Genomic DNA, 20,752 nt, shown 5'->3' on the forward strand with positions numbered 1-20,752 from the left:
GTCATCTCGGCTGAACTCGGCAGGTTCTCCCGGACGCCTCGCCGATGCCTGCCTCCCCGTTCCGCGTGTCTTGCGCATTGTTCCGCGTGTCTTGCGCACTGCTTCTCGCCCTCACACCCCCGGCGACCATGCCCGCCGCCGCCTCCGAGGCGGGACGGGGCGCCGGCGCGCACGGCCTCGATCCCTGGCGGCTGCGGCCGAGCGACGTCGTGCCGGCGGATGCGGGCCCGGCGCGGGACGCCAAGGGCCGGCCGGTCTCGGAGATCCCCGAGGAGCGGCGCGTGGTTCGGGTGGTCTATCCCGGGCTCACCGGTCCGCGCTGAGGCGCGGATCGAGGGCCTCGGCGAGGCCGTCGCCGAGCAGGTTCAGCGCGACCAGGGTGGCGACGAGGAATCCGGCCGGGGCCGCGAGCATCCAGGGCGCGGATTCGATGGCGCGCGCGCCCTCGGCGATGAGCGCGCCCCAGCTCGTGGCCGGCTCCTGCACGCCGAGGCCCAGGAAGGACAGGAAGCTCTCCAACAGGATCACCCGCGGCACCAGCAGGGTCGCCGCCACCGTGACCGGCCCGAGGGTGTTCGGCACGATGTGGCGCCGCAGGATCGCGGCGGCGGAGAGGCCCAGCGCCTCGGCGGCGCGGACGAAGTCGCGGTGGCGCAGGGCCAGGGTCTGCGCCCGGGTGATCCGGGCCATGTCGAGCCATTCCACCGCGCCGATGGCGATCAGGATCAGCCCGAGCCCTGCCCGGAAGAACACCAGCAGCATGATGACGAAGAACACGAAGGGGAGGGCGTAGAGCACGTCGACGAAGCGCATCATCACCGCGTCGACCCGGCCGCCGGCATAGCCCGCCACCGCCCCGTAGGTGACGCCGATGAGGAGCGCGACGCCGGTGGCGACGAGGCCGATGAGGAGCGACACCCGGCCGGCGACGAGGCTGCGGCTGAGGAGGTCGCGCCCGAGCCCGTCGGTGCCGAGGGGAAACACCAGTCGCCGCACCGGCGCCGCGACCAGGAGGCGGCGTCCCCCCGCCTCCCGCGACAGGATGGTGACGGGACCGAACAGGTCGGAGCGGGGCAGGTAGCTCAGCACCCGCTCGTTGATCGGGTTCGGGGCCGACAGCGTCAGGTGCAGCTGCCCGTCCGCGACCCGGATGTCCTCGGCCGTCACCCGCATGCGGAAGGCGAGGCGCTCCAGCGCCGGGGCGATCGCCTCCGGGCGCGGATGGGCCTGCAGCGAGGGGGCGGTGCGCACGAGGTCGGGGTAGATCCGCCCCGGATCGTGGCCGGTGAGCAGGGGCCCGACGAGGCAGGCGAGGGTGACCAGGGCCAGGACGACGAGGGCCGCCAGGGCGGCCCGGTTGCGGGCGAGGCGCCCGAGGGCGCGCCTCACCGGGCCGCCCGCAGGCGCGGGTCGAGGAAGCCGGAGAGGAGGTCGGCCGCGAGGTTGAGAACGATGACGAACAGCGCCACCAGCACGACGGTGCCCATCACCAGGGTGTAGTCGCGGTTCAGCGCCCCATCGACGAAGTAGCGGCCGATGCCGGGCAGGCCGAAAATGGTCTCGACCACCACCGAGCCGGTGAGCAGGGAGGCCGCCGTCGGCCCGAGAATCGCCACCACGGGCAGCAGGGCGCCCCGCAGGGCGTGGCGGGCGATGCGGTGCGGCGGCAGGCCCATGGCGCGCTGGGTGCGGACCGGTTGCGCGGCCAGCACCTCCGCCAGGGCGGCACGGGTGAGACGGGCCAGGGCGCCGACCTGCGGCAGGGCCAGGGTGATCACCGGAAGCACGAGGTTGGCCGGCGCGCCGTTCTCCCAAGCGCCCACGGGCAGCCAGCGCAGGCTCAGGCCGAAGACGATCTGCAGCAGGGGCGCCACCACGAAGGTCGGCATCGCGAGCGTCAGGCCGGCGCTGAGGCCGACGAGGCGGTCGAGGGCGCTGCCCCGGCGGAAGGCCGCGAGCGCGCCGAGGCCGATGCCGAGCACCAGGGCGAGCGCCAGGGCGAGGGCACCGAGGGTCATCGAGACCGGCAGGCCCCGGGCGAACAGGTCGCCGACCGTGAGGTCGCGAAAGGAGAAGGAAGGCCCGAAATCGCCGGTGAGCAGGGCGCCCAGGTAGCGCAGGTACTGGACGCCGAGGGGTTGGTCGAGGCCGTAGACCCGGGCGAGGTTGGCCATCGCGGCCGGCGGCAGGGGCCGTTCCAGGTCGAAGGGCCCGCCGGGGGCGAGCCGGATCAGGAAGAAGCTCACGGTGACCACGGCGAACAGCGTCGGGATCGCCTGGAGCAGGCGGCGCAGGACGAAGCCGATCACGCGGTCAGCCTCAGGAAGCGCGTCGGGGCGGCGTTGCGCAGGTTCGGGTGGTAGCCGGTGAGGCGCGGGGCGATCAGGGCCTTCGAGCGGGTGTGCATCACCGGGATCCAGGGCAGATCGCTGACCACGATGGTTTCGGCCGCGGAGAGGAGCTCGGCCCGCCGGGCGACGTCGCGCTCCGCCGCCGCCCGCCGCATCAGGGCGTCGTAGGCCGGGTTGCTGTAGTGGCCGGGGTTGAGGCCGTCATTGCCGGTCTCCAGCAGGAACAGGAAGTTCTGCGGGTCGGAGTAATCGGCGATCCAGGACATGCGGGCCACGTCGAAGTCGCCGCCGTCGCGCAGGTAGGCGAAGTGGGTCTTGGCGTCGGTGTAGACGAAGCGGGTCTCGATCCCGAGGCCGCGCCACATGTCGGCGATGGCCAGCGCGGTGTTGCGGTTGTTGTCGCTGGTGTTGAAGCGATACTCGAGCCTGAGCGGCCGTCCCTCGCCGAAGCCGGCCGCCGCCAGCAGCGCCCGGGCCTCGTCCTCGCGGTCGATCGGCAGGGCCTCGCGCCCGGCGGTCTCGGGCGGGCGGCCGTAATGATCGAGGCCGGGCGGGCAGAGGGAGTAGGCCGGATCCATGGTCTCGCCCCAGAGCTTGCTCGCCAGGAACTCGCGGTCGATGACCAGGGAGAGGGCGCGCCGGACCCGAACGTCGTCGAAGGGCGCCTTCCGGGTGTTCAGCGCCAGGGCGTAGAGGCCGAGCGAGGGGCCGAGCACGACCTGGGCCCCGAAGCGCGCCTTGAGCGAGGCGATCTGGTCGCCGGGCAGGTCGGCGAGCGAGTCGATCTCGCCGGCGGCGTAGCGCCGGACCGCGCTCGACAGGTCCGGCGTCGGCAGGAAGGCCACCTGCGGGATCGTCACCGTCGCCGCGGCGTGGAAATGCGGGTTGCGCTCCAGGGTGATGCGGTCGTTCGGCACCACCTCCCGCAGGCGGTAGGGACCGTTGGTCACGCTGTTGCCGGCCCGGGCGAAGGCGTCGCCGTGCCGGGCGACCGAGGGCGGATGCACGGGCAGGGAGGTCTGGTGCGTCAGGAGTTCGAGCAGGTACGGCGTCGGCTGCTCGAGGGTCAGCACGAGGCGCCGGTCCTCGGGTGCCGCGACCCCGAGGGCCTCGGCGGGCGCCGCCCCCTGGTTCACCGCCCGGGCATTCTTCAGGGGGAACAGGACCTCTGCATACTTGGCCGCCGTGGCGGGTGCGAGGATGCGCCGGAGGGCGAAGACGAAGTCCCCGGCCCGGACCGGGTCTCCGTTCGACCAGCGCCCATCCGGGCGCAGGCTGAAATCGTAGGTCAGCCCGTCCTCGGACAGGGTCCAGGCGGTCGCTGCCCCCGGGATGAGGGCGCCGTGATTGTCGTAGGTGAGCAGGCCCTCGTAGAGGTCGCGCAGGATATGCGCCTCGGCCACCGTCGAGGATTTGTGCGGGTCGAGGGTCTCGGGGTCCGCATCGTTGCCGCGCCGGTAGAGGTCGCCCGGTGCGGCCGCGGCCCGGCCGACGCCACCGGCGGCCAGGAGCGCCGCACCGCCGACGAGCCAGTACCGCCGATGCGGGCGCAGCATCGCCTCAGGCGCCGGTCTGCGCGGTGAGCCCCGCCGCCTCGATGCCGGCCAGCGCGCAGAGCTCGTCGTTGTCGGAGGTGTCGCCCGAGATGCCGACCGCGCCGATCACGGCCTCGCCCCGGCGGATGAGCACGCCGCCCGGCACGGGCACCAGGGCGGCGGGGCCGACGAGGTGGCTGACGGCGGCGACGAAGTAGGCCTGCTCCTCGGCGCGCTTGTGGATCGCCCGGCCGCCGAGGCCGAGGGCGAGGCAGCCATTGGCCTTGCCCATCGCCACCTCGGCCCGGCGCAGGGAAGTCCCGTCCTCGGCGCCCATCGCCTTGAGCGCCCCGCGGGCGTCGTAGACCACCACGGCCAGGGGCTTCAGCTTGTGGGCGCGAGCGGTCTCGAGGGCGGTGGCGACGATGGTCTGCGCGGCGGCGAGGGTGAGGTCGGACATCGGGGCTCCGGGTTTCGATCGAGCGGGCGTGCCCCTCGACTAACCCGGCGCGGCGCGAGCGACCAGGGGCTCCGCGCGCCGGCCGGGCCGGGCAGCGCTCTCTGCGCGCATGCCGCGTCAGGCCAGGCTCGCAGCGCGCGTAGCGCGCCAGGCCAAACTCTCAGCGCGCGCAGCGCGCCAAGAACGCGTCGTAGCGGGCGGTGACCTCGGGCAGGCGCTCGAAATGCGGGAAGGCGCCCGTCTCCAGCACGTCCACCGTCCAGCGCGGATCGCCGCGGAAGCGGTCGGCGTGGCGGTAGTCGACGAAGTCGCCCCGGGTGCCGTGGACCATCCAGACCGGCCGGTCGAGGCGGGGATAGACCTGGCCCGTCTCGGTGGCGAAGAGGTGTCCGGCCAGGAACGAGAAGGGCGCGAACTCGGCGCCGGGCTGGTGGGCCGAGACCTGGTCGTATGCGAGCAGGCCCTCGTCGATCCGGGGCGAACCCCAGGTCTTCTCGAGAAAGAACCGCATGCTCGGGCGGCTGACGAGGAGGTCGAACAGCGCCCGGCTCCAGAGCGGACAGGCGGCCACCGCCCGGGCCGTGTCGCTGCCGGACGGGTTGCGGCGCTCGTAGCGCTTGTCGAACCCGGTCGGGCTGATCAGGCCGAGGCTGCGGTAGTCGTCGGGCCGCGCCAGGGCCGCCCGGGCCAGGAACTCGGCCGAGAGGGAAAGCGCCATCGCGTCGATGGCGGCGCCTCCGTGCCGCTGCCGGATCTCCGCCACCATGGCGTGGATCGCCGCCGTCATCAGCTCCGGCGTGTAGACCCGGTCGCTGCGCTCGGAGAAGCCGAAGCCCGGCAGGTCGAGGGCGTAGACCGGGCGCGTCCGTGCGTAGTGGCGATAGAGCGGCCGGACCTCGTAGGCATTGGCGGCCGCGTTGACGGAGTGGATCAGCAGCAGGGGTACGCCCGCGTCCGGCCCGCTGGCGTAGAACGACAGCCCCCCCGCGTCGCTGCCGAGGCAGGCCTGCCGGCCGGGGAGGGCCGGCGGCATCCGGCGACGGTGGTCGATGCCGAGGCGGCTATAGGCGATCCAGGCCCCGGCGGCCCCCAGCGCCAGCAGCGCCAGCAGGGGCCCGAGCCGGCGACGGGGGGCATCAGGCATCGTCGTGGTCCCTCAGGTGGCGCGCGGTCGGAAACGCCCCGGCGGTGCGGATGTTTCCGGGCTGCGGTCGGCGCGGGACCGGGTCGGCGCGGATGGCGTCTCGCTCGGCGCCTGCCCCGTCGCGATCACGCCGCGCCCTTTCCCCGTGTGGGGAGGATGGCGGCATCGTCGCTCTCCGCGCCGGCGACGATCGCTTCGGGCTTCAGGCCGTCGCGCCCTCGATCTCGCCGCTGAGTTCCAGCCACTCCTCCTCGGCCGCCTCCAGGGCGGCGGCGGCGTCCGAGCGCATTTTGGCGAGTTCGCCGGCCTTGGCCGGATTGGCCTGGAAGGCCGTGCCGTCGGCGAGCGCCGCGTCGATCTTGCCCATGGCGTCGGTGAGCTTCTTCATGCGCGCCTCGACGCCCTCGAGCTTCTTGCGCAGGGGGGCGAGGGCGACGCGGCGGTCGGCGTTGGAGCGGCGCTCCACGGCCTTGGCCCCGCCGGTCGATTCCGGCGTGCCCTTCTCGGCCTCGCGCTCGGGCCCGGCGAGCACGTAGCGGCGATAATCGTCCATGTCGCCGTCGAAGGCCTTCACGCTGCCGTTCGAGACGAGCCAGAGCCGGTCGGCGCAGGCCTCCACCAGGAAGCGGTCGTGGCTCACCAGGATGACGGCGCCCTCGTAGTCGTTGATCGCCTCCACCAGGGCCTGGCGGCTCTCGATGTCGAGGTGGTTCGTCGGCTCGTCGAGGATGAGCAGGTGCGGGCCGCGGAAGGCCGCGAGCCCCATGAGCAGGCGCGCCTTCTCGCCGCCGGAGAGCTGGGAGACCGGCGTCTCCGACTTCGTGCCCGAGAAGCCGAGGCGGGCGGCCGCGGCGCGGGCCTTCGATTCGGGCACGTCCGGCATCAGGTCGCGGACATGGGCGTAGGCGCTCTCGGCCGGGCGCAGCTCGTCGAGCTGGTGCTGGGCGAAGTAGGCGACCTCCATCTTGGAGGAGCGGCGCAGCTCGCCGCTCAGGGGAGGCAGGCGCCCGCCGATGAGCTTGCAGAAGGTGGACTTGCCGTTACCGTTGGCGCCGAGCAGGGCGACCCGGTCGTCGGGAGCGAGACTCAGGTTCAGGCCCGAGAGCACGATCCGGTCCGGGTAGCCGGCCTGCACCCGCTCCATGGCGACGATGGGCGGCGACAGCGGCCGCTCCGGGCTCGGCAGGCGGAAGGCCGGCACGTCGTCCTCGATCACCGAGGCGATGATCTCCATCTTGGCGAGGCGCTTGACCCGGGACTGGGCCTGGCGGGCCTTGGTGGCCTTGGCCTTGAAGCGGTCGACGAAGCTCTGGAGATGGGCCCGCTCGACATCCTGCTTGGCCTTGGCCTTGGCCTGGAGCACGCGCTTCTCGGCCACCTGCCGGGCGAAGCTGGTGTAGCCGCCCCGGTAGATGCTGAGCTTGCCCCGGTCGAGGTGCAGGATGTGGTCGACGCACTCGTCGAGGAGGTCGCGGTCGTGGCTGATGATCACGGCCGTGCGCGGGTAGCGCTCCAGGTAGTCGTAGAGCCAGATCGTGCCCTCGATGTCGAGGTAGTTGGTCGGCTCGTCGAGGAGCAGCAGGTCGGGCTCGGAGAACAGCACGGCGGCGAGCGCCACGCGCATGCGCCAGCCGCCGGAGAAATCGGAGCAGGGGCGGCCTTGCGCCTCCGCGTCGAAGCCGAGGCCGTGCAGGATGGCGGCCGCGCGGGCCGGTGCCGAGTGCGCCTCGATGTCCACCAGACGGGTCTCGATCTCGGCCCGGCGCAGGCCGTCGGCGTGCTCGGCCTCCGCCATCAGCCGGGCGCGCTCGGTGTCGGCGGCCAGCACCACGGCATGCAGGGTCTCGGGGCCGGCGGGCGCCTCCTGCGCCACCGCGCCGATGCGCATGCCCTTGGGCATCGACACCGTGCCGCCCTCGGTGGGCAGCTCGCCGAGGATTGCCTTGAACAGGGTGGTCTTGCCGGCGCCGTTGCGCCCGACGAGCCCCACGCGGGCGCGGTCCGGGATGACGAAGGTGGCGCCGTCGAGGATCAGGCGCTCGCCGATGCGGTAGGTGAGGTCGTTGACGCGGAGCATGGCGCGCTTTTGCGGGGTCGGGGCCTGACTGGCAAGCGGCCGGTGCGCGCCGCGCCGCGCCGCTGCGCAGGGTTGGCGCAGACCTCGCATCCACGCCTATCGGCAGGCGGGAACATCGGGACAGCTTGACCCAGGAATTGCACGGCGTATCGATCAGGTGCGAAAAACGAGGGGGCAGGACGCGTGACCACAGGACGGCTGACGACCATCCCGTTCTTCAAGGAGCCGGGGATCGAGCTGTCCGTCTACGAGACGCGCTGCCACTGGCGTCGCTTCGACGAGAACGAAGTCCTGGTCGATTACGACGACGTCTCCACCGACGTCTATTTCCTGGCCTCCGGCGAGGTGCGCATCCTCAACCGCTCGCAATCGGGCAAGGAAGTGATTCTCGGCGAGATGCGCGGCGGCGCCTTCTTCGGCGAGCTCGCGGCCCTCGACGGCATCGGCCGCTCGGCCAACGTCACGGCGCTGACCCGCGGCGAGGTCTGCGTCGTGCCCGCGCCCGTGTTCCGGCAGATCATCTTCGCCTCGGAGGCGATCGCCGACCGGCTGTTCCGCCTGCTGGCCAAGCGCGTGCGCGAGCTGAACACCCGCCTGATGGAGCACGCGCTCCTCGACCTGCGCCACCGGCTCTACGCCGAGCTGCTGCGCCTCTCCGTGCCCCGCGCCGGCGGCGACGGCGAGCGGGTGGTGACGCCGCCGCCCTACCACCACGTGCTCGCCGCCCGCATCGGCTGCCGCCGCGAGCAGGTGACGCGGGAATTCACCGTCATGGCCGCCGACGGGCTGATCGACCGCACCCGCGGCGCCCTGGTGATCCGCCGGCCCGACCTCCTCGAAGCCCGCGTCGCCGAAGCGCTGCGCGAGGACAGCTGAGCGTTCGGCCCCCACGATGGCGTCGACGCATGCGCCCGGTCCGGCCGGCCTGCTGACCTGTGCCGGCCTCGGCAAGCGCTTCGGCGCCCACGCGGCGGTGACCGACCTCGACCTCACCCTGCAGCCCGGCGAATTCGTCTGCCTGCTCGGGCCCTCGGGCTGCGGCAAGAGCACGCTGCTGCGCCTGATCGCCGGGTTCGAGACCCCGAGCACCGGCACGATCCGCCTCGGCGGCGCCGACATCACCGCAGACCCGCCGCATCGCCGGCCGGTCAACATGATGTTCCAGTCCTACGCCCTGTTCCCGCACCTGAGCGTGGCCGCCAACCTCGCCTACGGCCTCAGCGGCCTCGGGCGCGCGGCGCGCCAGGCGCGGGTGGACGACCTCCTGCGCCTGGTGCGCCTCGACGGGTTCGGCCCGCGCCGGCCCGACACCCTGTCGGGCGGGCAGCGCCAGCGGGTCGCCCTGGCCCGCGCCCTGGCGCGCGCGCCGCAGGTGCTGCTGCTGGACGAGCCGCTGGGCGCCCTCGACCGCGCCCTGCGCGAGGAGACGCAAGGGGAGCTGCGCGCCCTGCAGCGCCGTCTCGGCACGAGCTTCATCGTGGTCACGCACGACCCGGCCGAGGCCCTGGCGCTGGCCGACCGCATCGGCGTGATGGAGGGCGGTCGCCTCGTGCAGATCGGCGACGGGGCGAGCCTGTACGAGCGCCCGGCCAACCGCTTCGTCGCCGGGCTTCTGGGCGACGTGAACCTGATCCCCGGCCGGGTGCGGGACCGCGATCCCGGCGGCCTCACCCGCCTCGACACGGCGCTCGGGCCCCTGCGCGCCCGCGGCGCGGCCGCGGGGGAGGGGGTGATCGCCCTGCGGCCCGAGCGCATCGCGCTGTCGCGCGCCCCGTCCGGGGACGGCCCCGACCTTCCCGGGCAGGTGGTCGAGACGACCTATCTCGGCGATCGCGTCCGGCTCCGGGTCCGCCTCGCCGACGGGACGGCCTGGCGGGTGAGCGCGCCGACCGATGCGGAGGCGCCCGCGGTCGGGGAAACCGTCCACCTGTCCTATCCACCGGAGCGGGCCTGGCTCATGCCGGCGGCGGGGTGAGCATGAAGCGCCTGCTGCCGGTCCTGCCCGCCCTCTGGCTCGCCGCCTTCGTGCTGCTGCCGGTGATCCTGACCCTGAAGATCAGCCTGTCGACGCCGGCCACGGCCCAGCCGCCCTACCTGCCGGTGCTCGACTGGAGCGCCGGGATCGAGGGCTGGGGCAGCTTCCTCGAAGCCCTCGACTTCACCAATTTCGAGACGCTGGCGAGCGACGCCCTCTACCGCGACGCCGCCCTGTCTTCCGTGACACTCGCGGCCATCGCCACCGCGATCCTGGCCCTGATCGGCACCCCGATCGCCCTGGCGATGGCCCGGGCCCCGGAGCGCTGGCAGCCGCGCCTCGTGGCGCTCCTGATCGTGCCGTTCTGGACGAGCTTCCTCATCCGCATCTATGCCTGGATCGCGATCCTGAAGCCCGAGGGCCTGCTCAGCGCCGGGCTGATGAAGCTCGGGCTGATCGCGCGGCCCCTCGAGATCCTGAACAGCCAGGGGGCCGTGCTGATCGGGCTCACCTACGCCTACCTGCCCTTCATGGTGCTGCCGCTCTACGCGGTGCTGACCAAGCTCGATCCGCGCCTGCCCGAGGCGGCGGCCGATCTCGGTGCCGGACCGACGCGGGTGTTCTGGACGGTGACGCTGCCGCTCGCCCGCCCCGGACTGACCGCCGGAGCGCTGCTCTGCTTCGTGCCGATGGTGGGCGAATTCATCATCCCGGACCTGCTCGGCGGCTCGGACACACTGATGCTCGGGCGCGTCCTGTGGAGCGAGTTCTTCTCCAACCGCGATTGGCCACTCGCCTCGGCGGTGGCGATCCTCGTCCTCGTCCTGGTGGTCGGGCCGTTGATCCTGTTCCGCGAGGACGAGGCGACCGAGCGGGAGGCCGGCCGGTGAGGGCCCTCGACCGCATCGCCCTGACGTGCGGGCTCGGCTTCCTCTACGCGCCGATCCTGATCCTGGTGATCTACTCCTTCAACGCCTCGGCCCTGGTCACGGTCTGGGGCGGGTTCTCGACCCGCTGGTACGGCGTGCTCGTCGCCGACGTTCCCCTGCGTGAGGCGGCCGGCATCTCCCTGGTGGTGGCACTGGCCTCGGCCGCCCTCGCCACGGTGTTCGGGACCCTGGCGGCCCTGGCCCTCGATCGAGGCGGGCGCTTTGCAGGCCGCCGGGTCTTCCTCGGCCTGATCTATGCGCCGCTGGTCATGCCGGAGGTGATCACGGGGCTGTCGCTGCTGCTGCTCTTCGTCGGCTTCGGCCTCGATCGCGGCCTCCTCACCCTGGTCGTCGCGCACGCGACCCTCGGTCTGGGCTTCGTGGCGGTGATCGTCGGGGCGCGCCTGCGCGGTCTCGACCGGTCGCTCGAGGAGGCAGCGGCCGATCTCGGCGCCGCTCCGGCGCGCGTCTTCGCCACCGTCACCCTGCCGCTGATCGCGCCGTCCCTGGCGGCGGCCTTCCTCCTCGCCTTCACCCTGTCCCTCGACGATCTCGTCATCGCGAGCTTCGTCTCGGGCCCGGGGGCGACGACCCTGCCGATGCGGCTCTACAGTCAGGTCCGGCTCGGGGTGAACCCGGAGATCAACGCGGCCTCGACGCTTCTCGTCGGCACCGTCACCGCCATCGTGCTCACGGCCTCTTGGCTGACCGGGCGCAAAGGTTCGGCCTGAGAGGGGCCGGGCCTCCGATCGGCTTGGCCTGCTGCGCGCTTGAACTGGGACGGGCTTGAACCGGGACGGGCTTGGCCTTCGGAGATTGGGTCCGAGAGGGGCTTGGCTGGCGCGTCGGGTGTGCTCTAGGGCGCGTAGGCCCGGGCACCGGCCGGCAGCGCCAACCCGGCGGCGGGCATGCGCAGGGGGTTTGCCGGAGCCACCGCGCCGCCGCGCAGGTCCGGCACGGCGTCCCGGCCGAGGCTGCGCACGTCGAGTTCGCCGAAGGGGCCGGCGATCCGGAAGCGCATCGGCGGCCGCTTCTCCGATGCCGTCCCCCGTGCGGAGATCTCCGCGAGGGTGTCGCAGCGGCGGTCCGGCAGCGAGACGGTGCCGCGCAGGGAGGCAGCCAGGACGTTCGCCTCCATCGTGCCCTCGGTGATCTCGCCGATGCCGTCGCGGAAGCGCAGGCTCAGGGTCGCGCGCTCGAACGCCGTGCGGCCGACGCGCCGGGCCGGCATCCGGTTGCGTTGGGCCGCCTCGTTCAGGTCGAACCCGATCAGGGTGCCGCCGTCGACCGAGAGGCCGGCATGGCCGTCGAGATGCTGCAGGAGCGCGTATAGGTCGGCGCCCGAGCCCTCGGCCTGGAACTGGCCCTGGGCCGTGCCGAGGATCCAGTTCTCCGGGCGCAGGTCGCCCGGGAAGGCCGCGAGGTCGAGCCGGTCGAAGGTGCCCTGGACCTTGGCCTCGGTCACGGCCGCGTCCTTCGGCGCGGTGGCGAGGGCGAGACGGCCCTTGAGGGTTCCGCCCGCTACGGAGGCGCGGCTGAGGGAGGCCTCGATGTTCCCGTCCCGGACCAGGACGCTGGCGGCCAGGTCCTCGGCGAGGAGCGGGCCGAACCGGGCCGCGCCCGCCGAGATCCGCAAGTCGAGGTCGCCGCCGGTATAGGGCGCGAGGGCGAGGGCGCGCAGGCGCCAGTCGGGGGTACCGGCGGGGGCGGCGGTGACCCCGACGGCGCGGAGCAGATCCGCCAGCAGCGGAGCGAGGTTCAGCGTCTCGGCCGCCAGGGTCGCCTGCACGGCCGGCCGGTCGCGTCCGAAGGAGACGGCACCGGCCCCCTCCAGGCGATTGTCGCCGAAGGAGACCCGCACGTTGGGCAGCAGCAGCTGACGCCCGTTCATCTCAAAATTGCCGGTCAGCCCGAACGCCGCCACGAACGGCGACAGGGCGACGTTGCCCCCGGCCCAGGCGAGGGTCTCCGGCAGGGACCGCGTCTCGAACTGGCCGAGCCCGGTCAGGGTCAGGCCCTCGGCCGCGACGAGGCCGTTGCCCTCGGCCGTCAGACTCCCGGCGGCCCAGCTCGCCGTGAGAGCGAAGGGCGTGGAGCCGCCGTCGAGGAGATCGATCACCCGCAGGCCCGAGACGGCGAACCGCGTCGGCATGGCGCTCCACTGGAAGCTGCCGAAGATCTCGGCCTGGGCGCTCCAGAGCGGCCAGGACAGGGTCAGGTCGAGGTCGCGCGCGGTCTGGGGGGATCCGTCCCGGGGATCGAGCCCCTTGGCGGTGGCGCGCGAGAGGCTGATCCGGCGGGGATGGGAGGCGCCGTCCGCCCCGAGCCGGGCGCCGAGGCGGCGGAGGGGCTCGGACCAGCGGCCGTCGTGGGCATTCGCCGGCAGGTAGACTGTCGCGCCGTCGAGCCCGAGGGTGTTCACCTCGAGGCGCCCCGTCAGCAGGGCCAGCAGGCTCAGCTGGAGGGAGAGGGCGCCGCCCTCCGCCAGGACGGGACCATCCCCGTCGGCCGCGGCGAGGCGGACATCGCGAAAGCCCAGGCGCGGCAGCGGCAGCAGGGTGACCTCGGTCGGCCCCGCCGCGGTCATGGCGAGCCCGTAGGTGCGCGCGAAGTCCCGCGCCACGAAGGCCCGCAGGCGCGGCGTCGCGACCGACCAGGGCAGGCAGGCGGCCGAGAGGGCGACGACGAATGCCGCGAGGCTCATCAGGGACAGGAGGCGGCGCAGAGGCATTCCACTCCATCCGGTGGGTGGGACGCACGGCGGGCCGCACGATCGACGATGGGATGGGCGCGTCCGGCCCCGGCAGCCGCGACGCGCGGAAGAACCGGCGACGCCCTCCTGATAGTCCTCGACGTCCCGCTTGTCTCCCCGGGCGAGGGCGACGCTCCCGCGCCATCCACCGTGCAGAGCGGCGGAACGCTTCCGCCCACGAGACAGCCTCGGGTCCGCGCGCCTCCGGAGGGCCCGGGCGACGCCCTCCGGCCGGCCCCGCGCTCAGACCCGGCCCGGGCTGTTCCGCGCATTGCAAAATGTAACGGCCGCACCGCGACGAGGGGTTGGCAGGACGCCGCTTGTGCGTGACGGTCGCGCCGACCAAGAACAGAACCACACAGGAGGGCATCCATGAAGAAGGTTTATCCCGACGCCACGGCGGCACTGGCCGGCGTGCTGAAGGACGGCATGATGATCATGTGCGGCGGCTTCGGTCTCTGCGGAATTCCCGATGCCCTGATCGAGGCGATCCGCGCGTCCGGGGTGAAGAACCTCACCGTGGTCTCCAACAATGCCGGCATCGACGGCGTCGGCCTCGGCAAGCTCTTGGAAACCCGCCAGGTCGCCAAGATGATCTCGTCCTATGTGGGTGAGAACAAGGAATTCGCCCGCCAGTACCTCGGCGGCGAGCTCGCCATCGAGTTCAACCCGCAGGGCACCCTGGCCGAGCGCATCCGCGCCGGCGGCGCCGGCATCCCGGCCTTCTACACCAAGACCGGCGTCGGCACCCTGATCGCCGAAGGCAAGGACGTGCGCGACTTCGACGGCGAGGACTACGTGCTGGAGCGCGGTCTGTTCGCGGACCTGGCCATCGTCCATGCCTGGAAGGGCGACACCGAGGGCAACCTGATCTACCGGAAGACGGCGCGGAACTTCAATCCGATGATGGCCACCGCCGCCACGATCACCGTGGCGCAGGTGGAGCATCTCGTGCAGCCCGGCGAGATCGACCCCGACACCATCATCACCCCCGGCATCTTCGTGAAGCGCATGGTCCACGTGCCGGAGCGCGAGAAGCGCATCGAGCAGCGCACCACCCGCAAGCGCGGCGAGCCCGCCGTGCCGCCCGCCGCCGTCTGAGAGCCGAGCTAAGGAGAACCATCATGGCCTGGACCCGCGAACAGATGGCCGAGCGCGCCGCACGAGAGCTGCAGGACGGCTTCTACGTGAACCTCGGCATCGGCATCCCGACCCTCGTGTCGAACTACATCCCGGACGGGATGTCGGTGCAGCTGCAATCCGAGAACGGCATGCTCGGCATGGGCCCCTTCCCCTACGAGGGAGAGGAGGATGCCGACCTGATCAATGCCGGCAAGCAGACGATCACCGCTTTGCCCACCACCAGCTACTTCTCCTCGGCCGAATCCTTCGGGATGATCCGGGGCGGGCACATCAACCTGTCGATCCTGGGCGCCATGCAGGTGGCCGAGAACGGCGACCTCGCCAACTGGATGATCCCGGGCAAGATGGTGAAGGGCATGGGCGGCGCCATGGACCTGGTGGCCGGCGTCAAGAAGGTGGTGGTGGTGATGGAGCACACCGCCAAGGGCAAGGACGGCTCGGAGAGCCCGAAGCTGCTCCAGGCCTGCGACCTGCCGCTCACCGGCACCCACGTGGTCGACATGGTCATCACCGATCTCGGCGTCTTCACCATCGACAAGAAGGGCGACGGGGGCATGACCCTGGTCGAGCTGGCCGAGGGGGTCACCGAGGACGAGATCCGCGCCAAGACCACGGCCCGCTTCACCACCCGGCTCGCCTGAACCGCGCGACGGGGCGGAGCCCCTCCGCGCGAGCCACCGAACCCCGCCCGGCTCCGGCCGCGGCGGGTTTTTGCCGGCCCAAGGGTCCCCGTGGGCCGGCGACGCCCTACCGTAAGGCACAGGCCCACAGGGGAGTGCACGACATGGCAGTGGTATCCAAGACGGTGATGAGCGAGGGCAAGGCGGCCAAGCAGGCCGGGCAACCGGATTCCGCCAATCCCTATCCGGCCGGCTCGCAGAACAGCGCGGACTGGCTCGAGGGCTACACCTACGACGAGGCCGAGCAGAACACCGACCGCGCCGAGAGCGACACCTGAGCGCCGCGCGGGAGCCGGCGGCGCCGGCTCCTGCCTTCGGGCGCGGGCCGTCGGATCGTCGGAGCGTCGCTGCCTGCGGCCACGACCCTGCGCGAAAGTCGAGACGGCACCCGGACCGGGCGAGCCACAGGATAGGCTTCGCACGAGCCCCGCATTGATAAAGAATTTGAACAATTGAGCGCAGGTCCGCGTTGGTCGACCAGAGAATGAAAACTGGAGGACACCGCAGCATGTCTATCAAGACCCTCGCCTTCGCCGGCTCGATCGCCCTGGCCCTCACCGGCACCGCCTTCGCGCAGACCGCGACCGGCACCGAGCAGAACATGAACAATCCGGGCAGCGTGAAGAGCAACAGCGAGAAGTCGATGGAGCGCATGGGCGCCCCCGGTACCACGGGCTCGACCATGGCCCCGGCCGGCACCTCCGGCGGTCCGAGCACCGCGACGGTCGGCGCGCCCGGCGGCAGCACCGGCGGCAACGGCGTGACCGGCAGCGGCGCAGCCCCCAGCGGCAAGTAAGCCAGCTTCAGGTAAACTTCGTCGGGGTCGCCGCGCGGCCCTGACAGGTGAAAGCCCCGCAGCCTTACTGCGGGGCTTTTTCTCGTGCCCGGCTACGAACCCGTGTAGCCGAGCCCCGCGGCCGCGGCCTTGAGGCGGTCGAACGCCTCGGCATAGCGCGCCCGCCGGGCCTCGCCGTCGGGCAACGTCCGGTCGGGGCTCAGATTGTCCTCCGTGTCGGACATCTTGATCAGCAGCGCCCCGAGATGATGCTGGGCGATCAGGGCGGAGATGCGCGCGTCGTACGGCACCGGCGCGGCCGGCTTCGTCAGCATCGCCACCATGGCGATCACCGCCTCGGAGAAGCCCTCGGCCCGCAGGGCGATCGGCGTGGTCGGGGTGTCCTCGAGGACGTCGTGCAGGATCGCGGCCTGCATCACCTCCATCGGATCGATGGCGAGGCGGTCCACCGACTTCGCGTGCCCCGCCCGGCCGACCGAAGCGTTGGCGACGCGCTCCAGGTGGCGGATGTAGGGTTGCCCGCCCTTATCGATCTGCCCCGCATGCGCGATCATCGCGAAGCTGTGGGCCTCGAAGATGGATGCCATGCCGCGCGCTCCTCTCAGGCCGGACCTGCCGGCCCGGTAGACCATTCCGCCCGGCAATCCACAAGCACGGACGCGCGTCGGGCATTCGGCCCGGAAACGGGACGATGCGGACCGGTAACGTTAGCTGCCCGTTAAGCGGAACCGTCGAAATCAGGGGATATGCCGGGGTGTTCGCCCGGCCCTTCGAGTGCAGCGTGAGGACAGTGGCGTATGGGCAGCGTTCCGGCGACGATGGACAATGTGGTCCCCTTCCGACGCACCCTCCGCCCCCAGCCGTCGGCGGCGGCGTCCGCGGCGCCCCGCGGCGGCCTCGCGGCCCGGCGCAGCGAGCAGCGCGCCCTGATGGATTCGGTCTACGCCACGGGCAGCCTCTCCGTGGCGGCGGGCGACCGCGAGACCAAGCTGATCGCGGCCCGGCTCCAGGTCTACGGCTTCGTGCTGATCGAGGAGATCGGCGCCGACGGCCGGCCCCGGCGCCTGCGCCCCTCCGAGGCCATCCGCGCCCGCACCGAGTCGCCCTGGCGCCTCTCGAAGGCGAGCTACGGCGCGGCTGCCGGCCTCGCGGTGACCATCCCGGCCGTCGACGACTTCCTGTTCGACCAGCCCGCCGACCGCCCGGCCTGAGGGGGCCCCACGATCCTCTGTGGCCGCCGGGAGACATCGGCAATTTCCTCGTCGGAGCCGTAGTTCTGATCATCGAATTCTAAGGCTGGGCGTGAGATGAAGGCTCTCGTTCCACTCCCGGCCATACCGCCATGCTGTCCGCCTCAGAAAACATCGTCATCCAGCACCGTGAGATCGTCGCCGTCCTGGTGACGTACGGGATATTCCTGGCCGGCGTGATGGGCGTGGCTTGGTTGATCGCGTAGGCGCGGCCCGGTTGATCGCGTAGGCGCGGCCCGGTTGATCGCATAGGCACGGCCCGGTTGATCGCGTAGGCGCGGCCCGGTTGATCGCGTAGGCGCGGCCCAACGGGTCGCCCGAGCGGACGCGCCGTCGCGGGGTCGGAACCGCGCGGGTTTCGCCCCGGTTTTCCGCCCGATCGTTTCGGGAGAGAACCGCATGGCAGACAAGGGCGACGACCACGCCGAGACCTACAAGGCGTTCCACGAGGCCGTAAACATGACGGCGGCCAAGCTCGACGCGTTCCTGAAGACCGACGAGAGCCAGTCGGTCGGCCAGAAGAAGGATGGCGGCGAGGCGACCGGCCATCGCGAGGGGCGGCGCATCGTCGAGCTCCTGCGCACCAAGAAAACCGACCTCACGGACGACGACTACGCGCACATGGCCAAGGTCGTCGGCTACGTGCACCGTCACCTCAAGCAGGGCGGCCCGAAGGAGACCGACAAGGTGAAGGAGTCCCCCTGGCGCCTGTCGCTGATGAATTGGGGACACGATCCGCTGAAGGACGACTGAGTCCGGCCCGGAGCGGGCTTCGGATCAGGTCGGATCGCGGGTGATCGAACCACCGGCCGTCCCGCGCTGGGGAAACCTGGTGGAGCTGAGCGGGATCGAACCGCTGACCTCCGCAGTGCGATTGCGGCGCTCTCCCATCTGAGCTACAGCCCCGTTCCGGGGTGGCGGCCTTTTAGGCTCGCTCACGCCGACCTGTCAATTCCAGAAATCCTGCAGCTTTGCGTGCGCGTGATGCGTCCCGCGGGCGCGGGCCACGAGGACATCGTTTCCGCGCATGAACGCCTTCATCTGGCTCTTCGACACCGTCGTGCAGCTCTACATCTACGTCCTCATCGCCAGCGCCGTCCTAAGCTGGCTCGTGGCGTTCAACGTGGTGAATGTCCGCAACCCGATCGTGTCGCAGATCGGCGAGGTACTCTACCGCCTCACCGAGCCGGTGCTGCGCCCGATCCGCAACATCCTGCCCAACCTCGGCGGCGTCGACCTCTCGCCGATCGTGCTCGTGCTGCTGCTGCTGTTCGCGAGCCGCCTGCTCCACGAGTTCGTGCCGGCGCAGACCTACGTCTACACCCGCTGACCGGACGGGCTTTCGAGGGGCGGGACGCAACGACGGCCCGCCCGACATAAAAAACCGACGCGCCACCGCGCCGCCCTGGGGACGAGACCGTCATGAAGACCAATCCCGGCCGCTTCTTCGAGGATTATCGCCTCGGGGAGACCATCCGACACGCCACGCCCCGCACGGTCACCCTCGGCGACGTCGCGCTCTACACCGCCCTCTACGGCCCGCGCTTCGCCGTGCAATCCTCCGACGCCTTCGCGCGCGCCGTGGGCTACCCGCAGAGCCCGCTCGACGACCTCCTCACCTTCCATGTGGTCTTCGGCAAGACCGTGCCGGACATCTCCCTCAACGCGCTGGCCAATCTCGGCTACGCCGAGGGTGGCTTCCGCCGGCCCGTCTATCCGGGCGAGACCCTCTCGACCGTGTCGGAGGTGATCGGCCTCAAGGAAAGCTCGAACCGCCAGACCGGGGTGGTCTACGTGCGCTCCACCGGCTCGGATGCCAACGGCGAGACCGTGCTGAGCTACTGCCGCTGGGTGCTCGTGAAGAAGCGCGACCCGGACGCGACGATCACCCAGGAGCACGTGCCGACCTTCGCCAAGGTGGTGGACCCGGCCGACCTCGCCGCGGCCCTGCCGCCCCTGAACCCGGGCGCCTACGATTGCGAGCTCGCCGGCTCGCCGCACCGGTTCGGCGACTACGTGGTGGGCGAGCGCATCGACCACGTCGACGGGATGACCGTCGAGGAGGCCGAGCACCAGATCGCCACCCGCCTGTACCAGAACACCGCCAAGGTGCATTTCGACGGCTACGCTGCCAAGGACACCCGCTTCGGCCGCCGGCTGATCTACGGGGGCGTCGTGATCTCGCTGGCCCGGGCCCTGAGCTTCAACGGCCTCGGCAACGCCTTCGCGCTGGCGGGCATCAATGCCGGCCGCCACGTCGCCCCGCTGTTTGCCGGGGATACGGTCTATGCCTGGAGCGAGGTGCTGGAGACCGCCGAACTCCCGGGCCGCAGTGACATCGGGGCCCTTCGGCTGCGCACCGTCGCCACCAAGAACCAGCCTTGCGGCAACCACCCCGACAAGGTCGGGGACGCCTATGACCCGTCGGTGATCCTCGATCTCGACTACTGGGCCTTCATGCCGCGCTGATCCTTCACTCCCGGTCGGCCCTTCCCCTCCGGCTGACCCTTCGACCCCGGACGACCCTTCGGTCCCGGCCCGCCGCGTGACGGGTCGGGCGGGCCAACAAGGCCGAGGGTTAGCGGCGGATGCCGCGCGTGACCCAGTAGGCGCGCGGCACGCAGATCCCGAGCGGGGTCGCGTATTGGGCATGGAGGGCGATGAAGTCCCGGCGCAGGTCGGCCCGTCGCGCTTCGTCGAGACTGTCGGCCAGGACCTTGGTGGGGCCATAGCCGGTGACGAAACGCTCCCAGGCGGCCTCGGCGCTCGGCTCGCGGAAGAACGAGGTGCCGCTCTCGAAGGCGAGCTCGAAGTCCCGGCCCAGCAGGCCCGTGATCCGCTCCGGATCGCCCCAGTCGAAGGGGGAGGGCGGGGCCGGATCCGATGGCGGCGGCAGATAGGGCTTCATCACCGAGAACATCCGGAACACGGCACCGTCCGGCGTCCACGTGGTCAGGGCGATGCGTCCCCCTCGGCGACAGACCCGCGCCAGTTCCGCCGCGGCGGCCTCGGGACGGCTCGCGAACATCACCCCGAAGGTCGAGACGACCGCGTCGAACGCCCCGTCCGCGAACGGCAGCGCCTCGGCGTCCCCGAGCCGGTAGGCGATGTCCAGGCTCTCCGCCCGCGCCTGCTCCGCCGCGAAGGCGATCAGGTCGGCACCCAGATCGACGCCGGTCACCTGCGCCCCGCACCGTGCCACGACGCGGGAGGTCCAGCCCGTGCCCGTCGCCAGGTCGAGCACCCGCTCCCCCGGCTTCGGATCCAGGCGCAGCACGCAATGCGCAATGCTGTCGGCGATGCCACGGCTGATCTCGTTGTAGCGGGCGCCCCCGGCATTCCAGATCCGGGCCGGCTTCGCGTTGTGCGGTTGGATCGCGTCGCTCATGGTGCCTCCGACTCAGTCGGGTCCCCCGCGCAGGATGCCGCATCAAGCGTCTGAAAGTCTATGGGACTCGCGCGAAGGACTTCCGCGTTGGCGTGGTCGACTGTCGAATACAGTCCGTTTGCCTGACCCGAGACGTCTTCATGACGGGTCGGCAGTCGGCCTGCACCGGACTGTCGCCCCGATGACCTGCGTCCTCGCTCTGTGCCGATGCTCCGTCCGCGGAGCCACGACGGAAACGTTCAGCCCCGGCGGACGGGGACCGCACCGGCCCC

22 protein-coding genes and 1 tRNA gene are annotated in these 20,752 nt (G+C 71.7%); 13 read left to right on the top strand and 10 right to left on the bottom strand.

Annotated elements, in window-relative coordinates:
- Positions 1-128 precede the first annotated feature (128 nt).
- Positions 129-323, top strand: a complete 195-nt coding sequence (locus ASF58_RS13475; protein ID WP_156375665.1) for a hypothetical protein — start codon at positions 129-131, stop codon at positions 321-323.
- Here ASF58_RS13475 and ASF58_RS13480 read toward each other — a convergent pair.
- From ASF58_RS13480 to ASF58_RS13505, 6 genes are all read right to left on the bottom strand, one after another.
- A complete protein-coding gene (locus tag ASF58_RS13480; protein ID WP_055952859.1) occupies positions 307-1,389 on the bottom strand; it encodes an ABC transporter permease in 1,083 nt (360 codons plus the stop codon). The genes ASF58_RS13475 and ASF58_RS13480 overlap by 17 nt on opposite strands.
- Positions 1,386-2,309 carry an ABC transporter permease subunit gene (locus ASF58_RS13485; RefSeq protein WP_055952862.1) on the bottom strand — a complete coding sequence of 308 codons (924 nt, stop codon included), beginning with the start codon at positions 2,307-2,309 and terminating at the stop codon, positions 1,386-1,388. The genes ASF58_RS13480 and ASF58_RS13485 overlap by 4 nt, the downstream gene beginning before the upstream one ends.
- A complete protein-coding gene (locus ASF58_RS13490) occupies positions 2,306-3,907 on the bottom strand; it encodes a peptide ABC transporter substrate-binding protein (RefSeq protein WP_055952865.1) in 1,602 nt (533 codons plus the stop codon). Before ASF58_RS13490 ends, ASF58_RS13485 begins: the two co-directional genes overlap by 4 nt.
- Positions 3,908-3,911: 4 nt before the next feature.
- On the bottom strand, positions 3,912-4,346 hold the full coding sequence (locus tag ASF58_RS13495) for a heme-binding protein (RefSeq protein WP_055952868.1): 435 nt from the start codon (positions 4,344-4,346) through the stop codon (positions 3,912-3,914).
- A gap of 160 nt (positions 4,347-4,506) precedes the next feature.
- Entirely contained in the window at positions 4,507-5,490 is a 984-nt protein-coding gene (locus tag ASF58_RS13500) for an alpha/beta fold hydrolase (protein ID WP_055952871.1), read from the bottom strand.
- A 202-nt stretch (positions 5,491-5,692) separates the two neighbouring features.
- The gene (locus ASF58_RS13505) at positions 5,693-7,567 is read right to left on the bottom strand and encodes an ABC-F family ATP-binding cassette domain-containing protein (RefSeq protein ID WP_055952874.1); all 1,875 of its coding nucleotides are present in this window, start codon (positions 7,565-7,567) and stop codon (positions 5,693-5,695) included.
- 183 nt (positions 7,568-7,750) lie between these two features.
- On the opposite strand from ASF58_RS13505, the gene ASF58_RS13510 reads away from it, so the two are divergent.
- From ASF58_RS13510 to ASF58_RS13525, 4 genes are read left to right on the top strand one after another with little or no spacing between them, the layout of a single operon-like run.
- On the top strand, positions 7,751-8,443 hold the full coding sequence (locus ASF58_RS13510) for a Crp/Fnr family transcriptional regulator (RefSeq protein ID WP_055952878.1): 693 nt from the start codon (positions 7,751-7,753) through the stop codon (positions 8,441-8,443).
- 16 nt (positions 8,444-8,459) lie between these two features.
- A complete protein-coding gene (locus ASF58_RS13515) occupies positions 8,460-9,542 on the top strand; it encodes an ABC transporter ATP-binding protein (RefSeq protein WP_055952881.1) in 1,083 nt (360 codons plus the stop codon).
- 2 nt (positions 9,543-9,544) lie between these two features.
- The gene (locus ASF58_RS13520) at positions 9,545-10,432 is read left to right on the top strand and encodes an ABC transporter permease subunit (protein ID WP_055952884.1); all 888 of its coding nucleotides are present in this window, start codon (positions 9,545-9,547) and stop codon (positions 10,430-10,432) included.
- The gene (locus ASF58_RS13525) at positions 10,429-11,202 is read left to right on the top strand and encodes an ABC transporter permease subunit (RefSeq protein WP_055952887.1); all 774 of its coding nucleotides are present in this window, start codon (positions 10,429-10,431) and stop codon (positions 11,200-11,202) included. Before ASF58_RS13520 ends, ASF58_RS13525 begins: the two co-directional genes overlap by 4 nt.
- A 125-nt stretch (positions 11,203-11,327) precedes the next feature.
- Here the strand turns inward: ASF58_RS13525 and ASF58_RS13530 are convergent, their stop codons facing one another.
- Positions 11,328-13,202 carry an AsmA family protein gene (locus ASF58_RS13530; RefSeq protein WP_055952889.1) on the bottom strand — a complete coding sequence of 625 codons (1,875 nt, stop codon included), beginning with the start codon at positions 13,200-13,202 and terminating at the stop codon, positions 11,328-11,330.
- A gap of 393 nt (positions 13,203-13,595) precedes the next feature.
- Between ASF58_RS13530 and ASF58_RS13535 the strand changes: the two genes are divergently transcribed.
- The 4 genes from ASF58_RS13535 (at position 13,596) to ASF58_RS13545 (ending at position 15,842) form a co-directional block, all read left to right on the top strand.
- On the top strand, positions 13,596-14,324 hold the full coding sequence (locus tag ASF58_RS13535; protein ID WP_055952892.1) for a CoA transferase subunit A: 729 nt from the start codon (positions 13,596-13,598) through the stop codon (positions 14,322-14,324).
- 23 nt (positions 14,325-14,347) lie between these two features.
- A complete protein-coding gene (locus ASF58_RS13540) occupies positions 14,348-15,007 on the top strand; it encodes a 3-oxoacid CoA-transferase subunit B (protein ID WP_055952895.1) in 660 nt (219 codons plus the stop codon).
- A gap of 143 nt (positions 15,008-15,150) precedes the next feature.
- Positions 15,151-15,324, top strand: coding sequence for a hypothetical protein (locus ASF58_RS26695; protein ID WP_200930198.1), 174 nt, complete (start codon positions 15,151-15,153; stop codon positions 15,322-15,324).
- 230 nt (positions 15,325-15,554) lie between these two features.
- Positions 15,555-15,842, top strand: a complete 288-nt coding sequence (locus ASF58_RS13545) for a hypothetical protein (RefSeq protein WP_055952899.1) — start codon at positions 15,555-15,557, stop codon at positions 15,840-15,842.
- Between the two features lie 92 nt (positions 15,843-15,934).
- Here the strand turns inward: ASF58_RS13545 and ASF58_RS13550 are convergent, their stop codons facing one another.
- Complete coding sequence (locus ASF58_RS13550) at positions 15,935-16,429, bottom strand: HD domain-containing protein (RefSeq protein ID WP_055952902.1); 495 nt, start codon at positions 16,427-16,429, stop codon at positions 15,935-15,937.
- Between the two features lie 210 nt (positions 16,430-16,639).
- Here ASF58_RS13550 and ASF58_RS13555 point away from each other — a divergent pair, with 210 nt between their 5' ends.
- Positions 16,640-17,053: a hypothetical protein gene (locus ASF58_RS13555; RefSeq protein WP_055952905.1), complete on the top strand. Its 414-nt coding sequence runs from the start codon at positions 16,640-16,642 to the stop codon at positions 17,051-17,053.
- 438 nt (positions 17,054-17,491) lie between these two features.
- Positions 17,492-17,845 (top strand): DUF3140 domain-containing protein, encoded by a 354-nt coding sequence (locus ASF58_RS13560; protein ID WP_055952908.1) that lies wholly within the window; start codon positions 17,492-17,494, stop codon positions 17,843-17,845.
- A 77-nt stretch (positions 17,846-17,922) separates the two neighbouring features.
- Here the strand turns inward: ASF58_RS13560 and ASF58_RS13565 are convergent.
- A tRNA-Ala gene (locus tag ASF58_RS13565) sits at positions 17,923-17,998 on the bottom strand.
- A gap of 121 nt (positions 17,999-18,119) precedes the next feature.
- Between ASF58_RS13565 and ASF58_RS13570 the strand changes: the two genes are divergently transcribed.
- Complete coding sequence (locus ASF58_RS13570; RefSeq protein WP_055952911.1) at positions 18,120-18,422, top strand: YggT family protein; 303 nt, start codon at positions 18,120-18,122, stop codon at positions 18,420-18,422.
- Positions 18,423-18,514: 92 nt separating this feature from the next.
- Positions 18,515-19,561, top strand: coding sequence for a MaoC family dehydratase (locus tag ASF58_RS13575; RefSeq protein WP_055952914.1), 1,047 nt, complete (start codon positions 18,515-18,517; stop codon positions 19,559-19,561).
- Positions 19,562-19,670: 109 nt separating this feature from the next.
- Here ASF58_RS13575 and ASF58_RS13580 read toward each other — a convergent pair whose 3' ends face one another.
- Positions 19,671-20,480: a class I SAM-dependent methyltransferase gene (locus tag ASF58_RS13580; protein WP_055952917.1), complete on the bottom strand. Its 810-nt coding sequence runs from the start codon at positions 20,478-20,480 to the stop codon at positions 19,671-19,673.
- Positions 20,481-20,752 lie beyond the last annotated feature (272 nt).

This window comes from Methylobacterium sp. Leaf125, assembly GCF_001423085.1.
Lineage (GTDB): Bacteria > Pseudomonadota > Alphaproteobacteria > Rhizobiales > Beijerinckiaceae > Methylobacterium.

Excerpts from the sequence above, each read along its gene's own strand:
- ASF58_RS13475 (WP_156375665.1), top strand. The coding sequence starts at position 129 with ATGCCCGCCGCCGCCTCCGAGGCGGGACGGGGCGCCGGCGCGCACGGC.
- ASF58_RS13490 (WP_055952865.1), bottom strand. The coding sequence starts at position 3,907 with ATGCTGCGCCCGCATCGGCGGTACTGGCTCGTCGGCGGTGCGGCGCTC.
- ASF58_RS13495 (WP_055952868.1), bottom strand. The coding sequence starts at position 4,346 with ATGTCCGACCTCACCCTCGCCGCCGCGCAGACCATCGTCGCCACCGCC.
- ASF58_RS13500 (WP_055952871.1), bottom strand. The coding sequence starts at position 5,490 with ATGCCTGATGCCCCCCGTCGCCGGCTCGGGCCCCTGCTGGCGCTGCTG.
- ASF58_RS13505 (WP_055952874.1), bottom strand. The coding sequence starts at position 7,567 with ATGCTCCGCGTCAACGACCTCACCTACCGCATCGGCGAGCGCCTGATC.
- ASF58_RS13515 (WP_055952881.1), top strand. The coding sequence starts at position 8,460 with ATGGCGTCGACGCATGCGCCCGGTCCGGCCGGCCTGCTGACCTGTGCC.
- ASF58_RS13520 (WP_055952884.1), top strand. The coding sequence starts at position 9,545 with ATGAAGCGCCTGCTGCCGGTCCTGCCCGCCCTCTGGCTCGCCGCCTTC.
- ASF58_RS13530 (WP_055952889.1), bottom strand. The coding sequence starts at position 13,202 with ATGCCTCTGCGCCGCCTCCTGTCCCTGATGAGCCTCGCGGCATTCGTC.
- ASF58_RS13535 (WP_055952892.1), top strand. The coding sequence starts at position 13,596 with ATGAAGAAGGTTTATCCCGACGCCACGGCGGCACTGGCCGGCGTGCTG.
- ASF58_RS13540 (WP_055952895.1), top strand. The coding sequence starts at position 14,348 with ATGGCCTGGACCCGCGAACAGATGGCCGAGCGCGCCGCACGAGAGCTG.
- ASF58_RS26695 (WP_200930198.1), top strand. The coding sequence starts at position 15,151 with ATGGCAGTGGTATCCAAGACGGTGATGAGCGAGGGCAAGGCGGCCAAG.
- ASF58_RS13545 (WP_055952899.1), top strand. The coding sequence starts at position 15,555 with ATGTCTATCAAGACCCTCGCCTTCGCCGGCTCGATCGCCCTGGCCCTC.
- ASF58_RS13550 (WP_055952902.1), bottom strand. The coding sequence starts at position 16,429 with ATGGCATCCATCTTCGAGGCCCACAGCTTCGCGATGATCGCGCATGCG.
- ASF58_RS13555 (WP_055952905.1), top strand. The coding sequence starts at position 16,640 with ATGGGCAGCGTTCCGGCGACGATGGACAATGTGGTCCCCTTCCGACGC.
- ASF58_RS13560 (WP_055952908.1), top strand. The coding sequence starts at position 17,492 with ATGGCAGACAAGGGCGACGACCACGCCGAGACCTACAAGGCGTTCCAC.
- ASF58_RS13570 (WP_055952911.1), top strand. The coding sequence starts at position 18,120 with ATGAACGCCTTCATCTGGCTCTTCGACACCGTCGTGCAGCTCTACATC.
- ASF58_RS13575 (WP_055952914.1), top strand. The coding sequence starts at position 18,515 with ATGAAGACCAATCCCGGCCGCTTCTTCGAGGATTATCGCCTCGGGGAG.
- ASF58_RS13580 (WP_055952917.1), bottom strand. The coding sequence starts at position 20,480 with ATGAGCGACGCGATCCAACCGCACAACGCGAAGCCGGCCCGGATCTGG.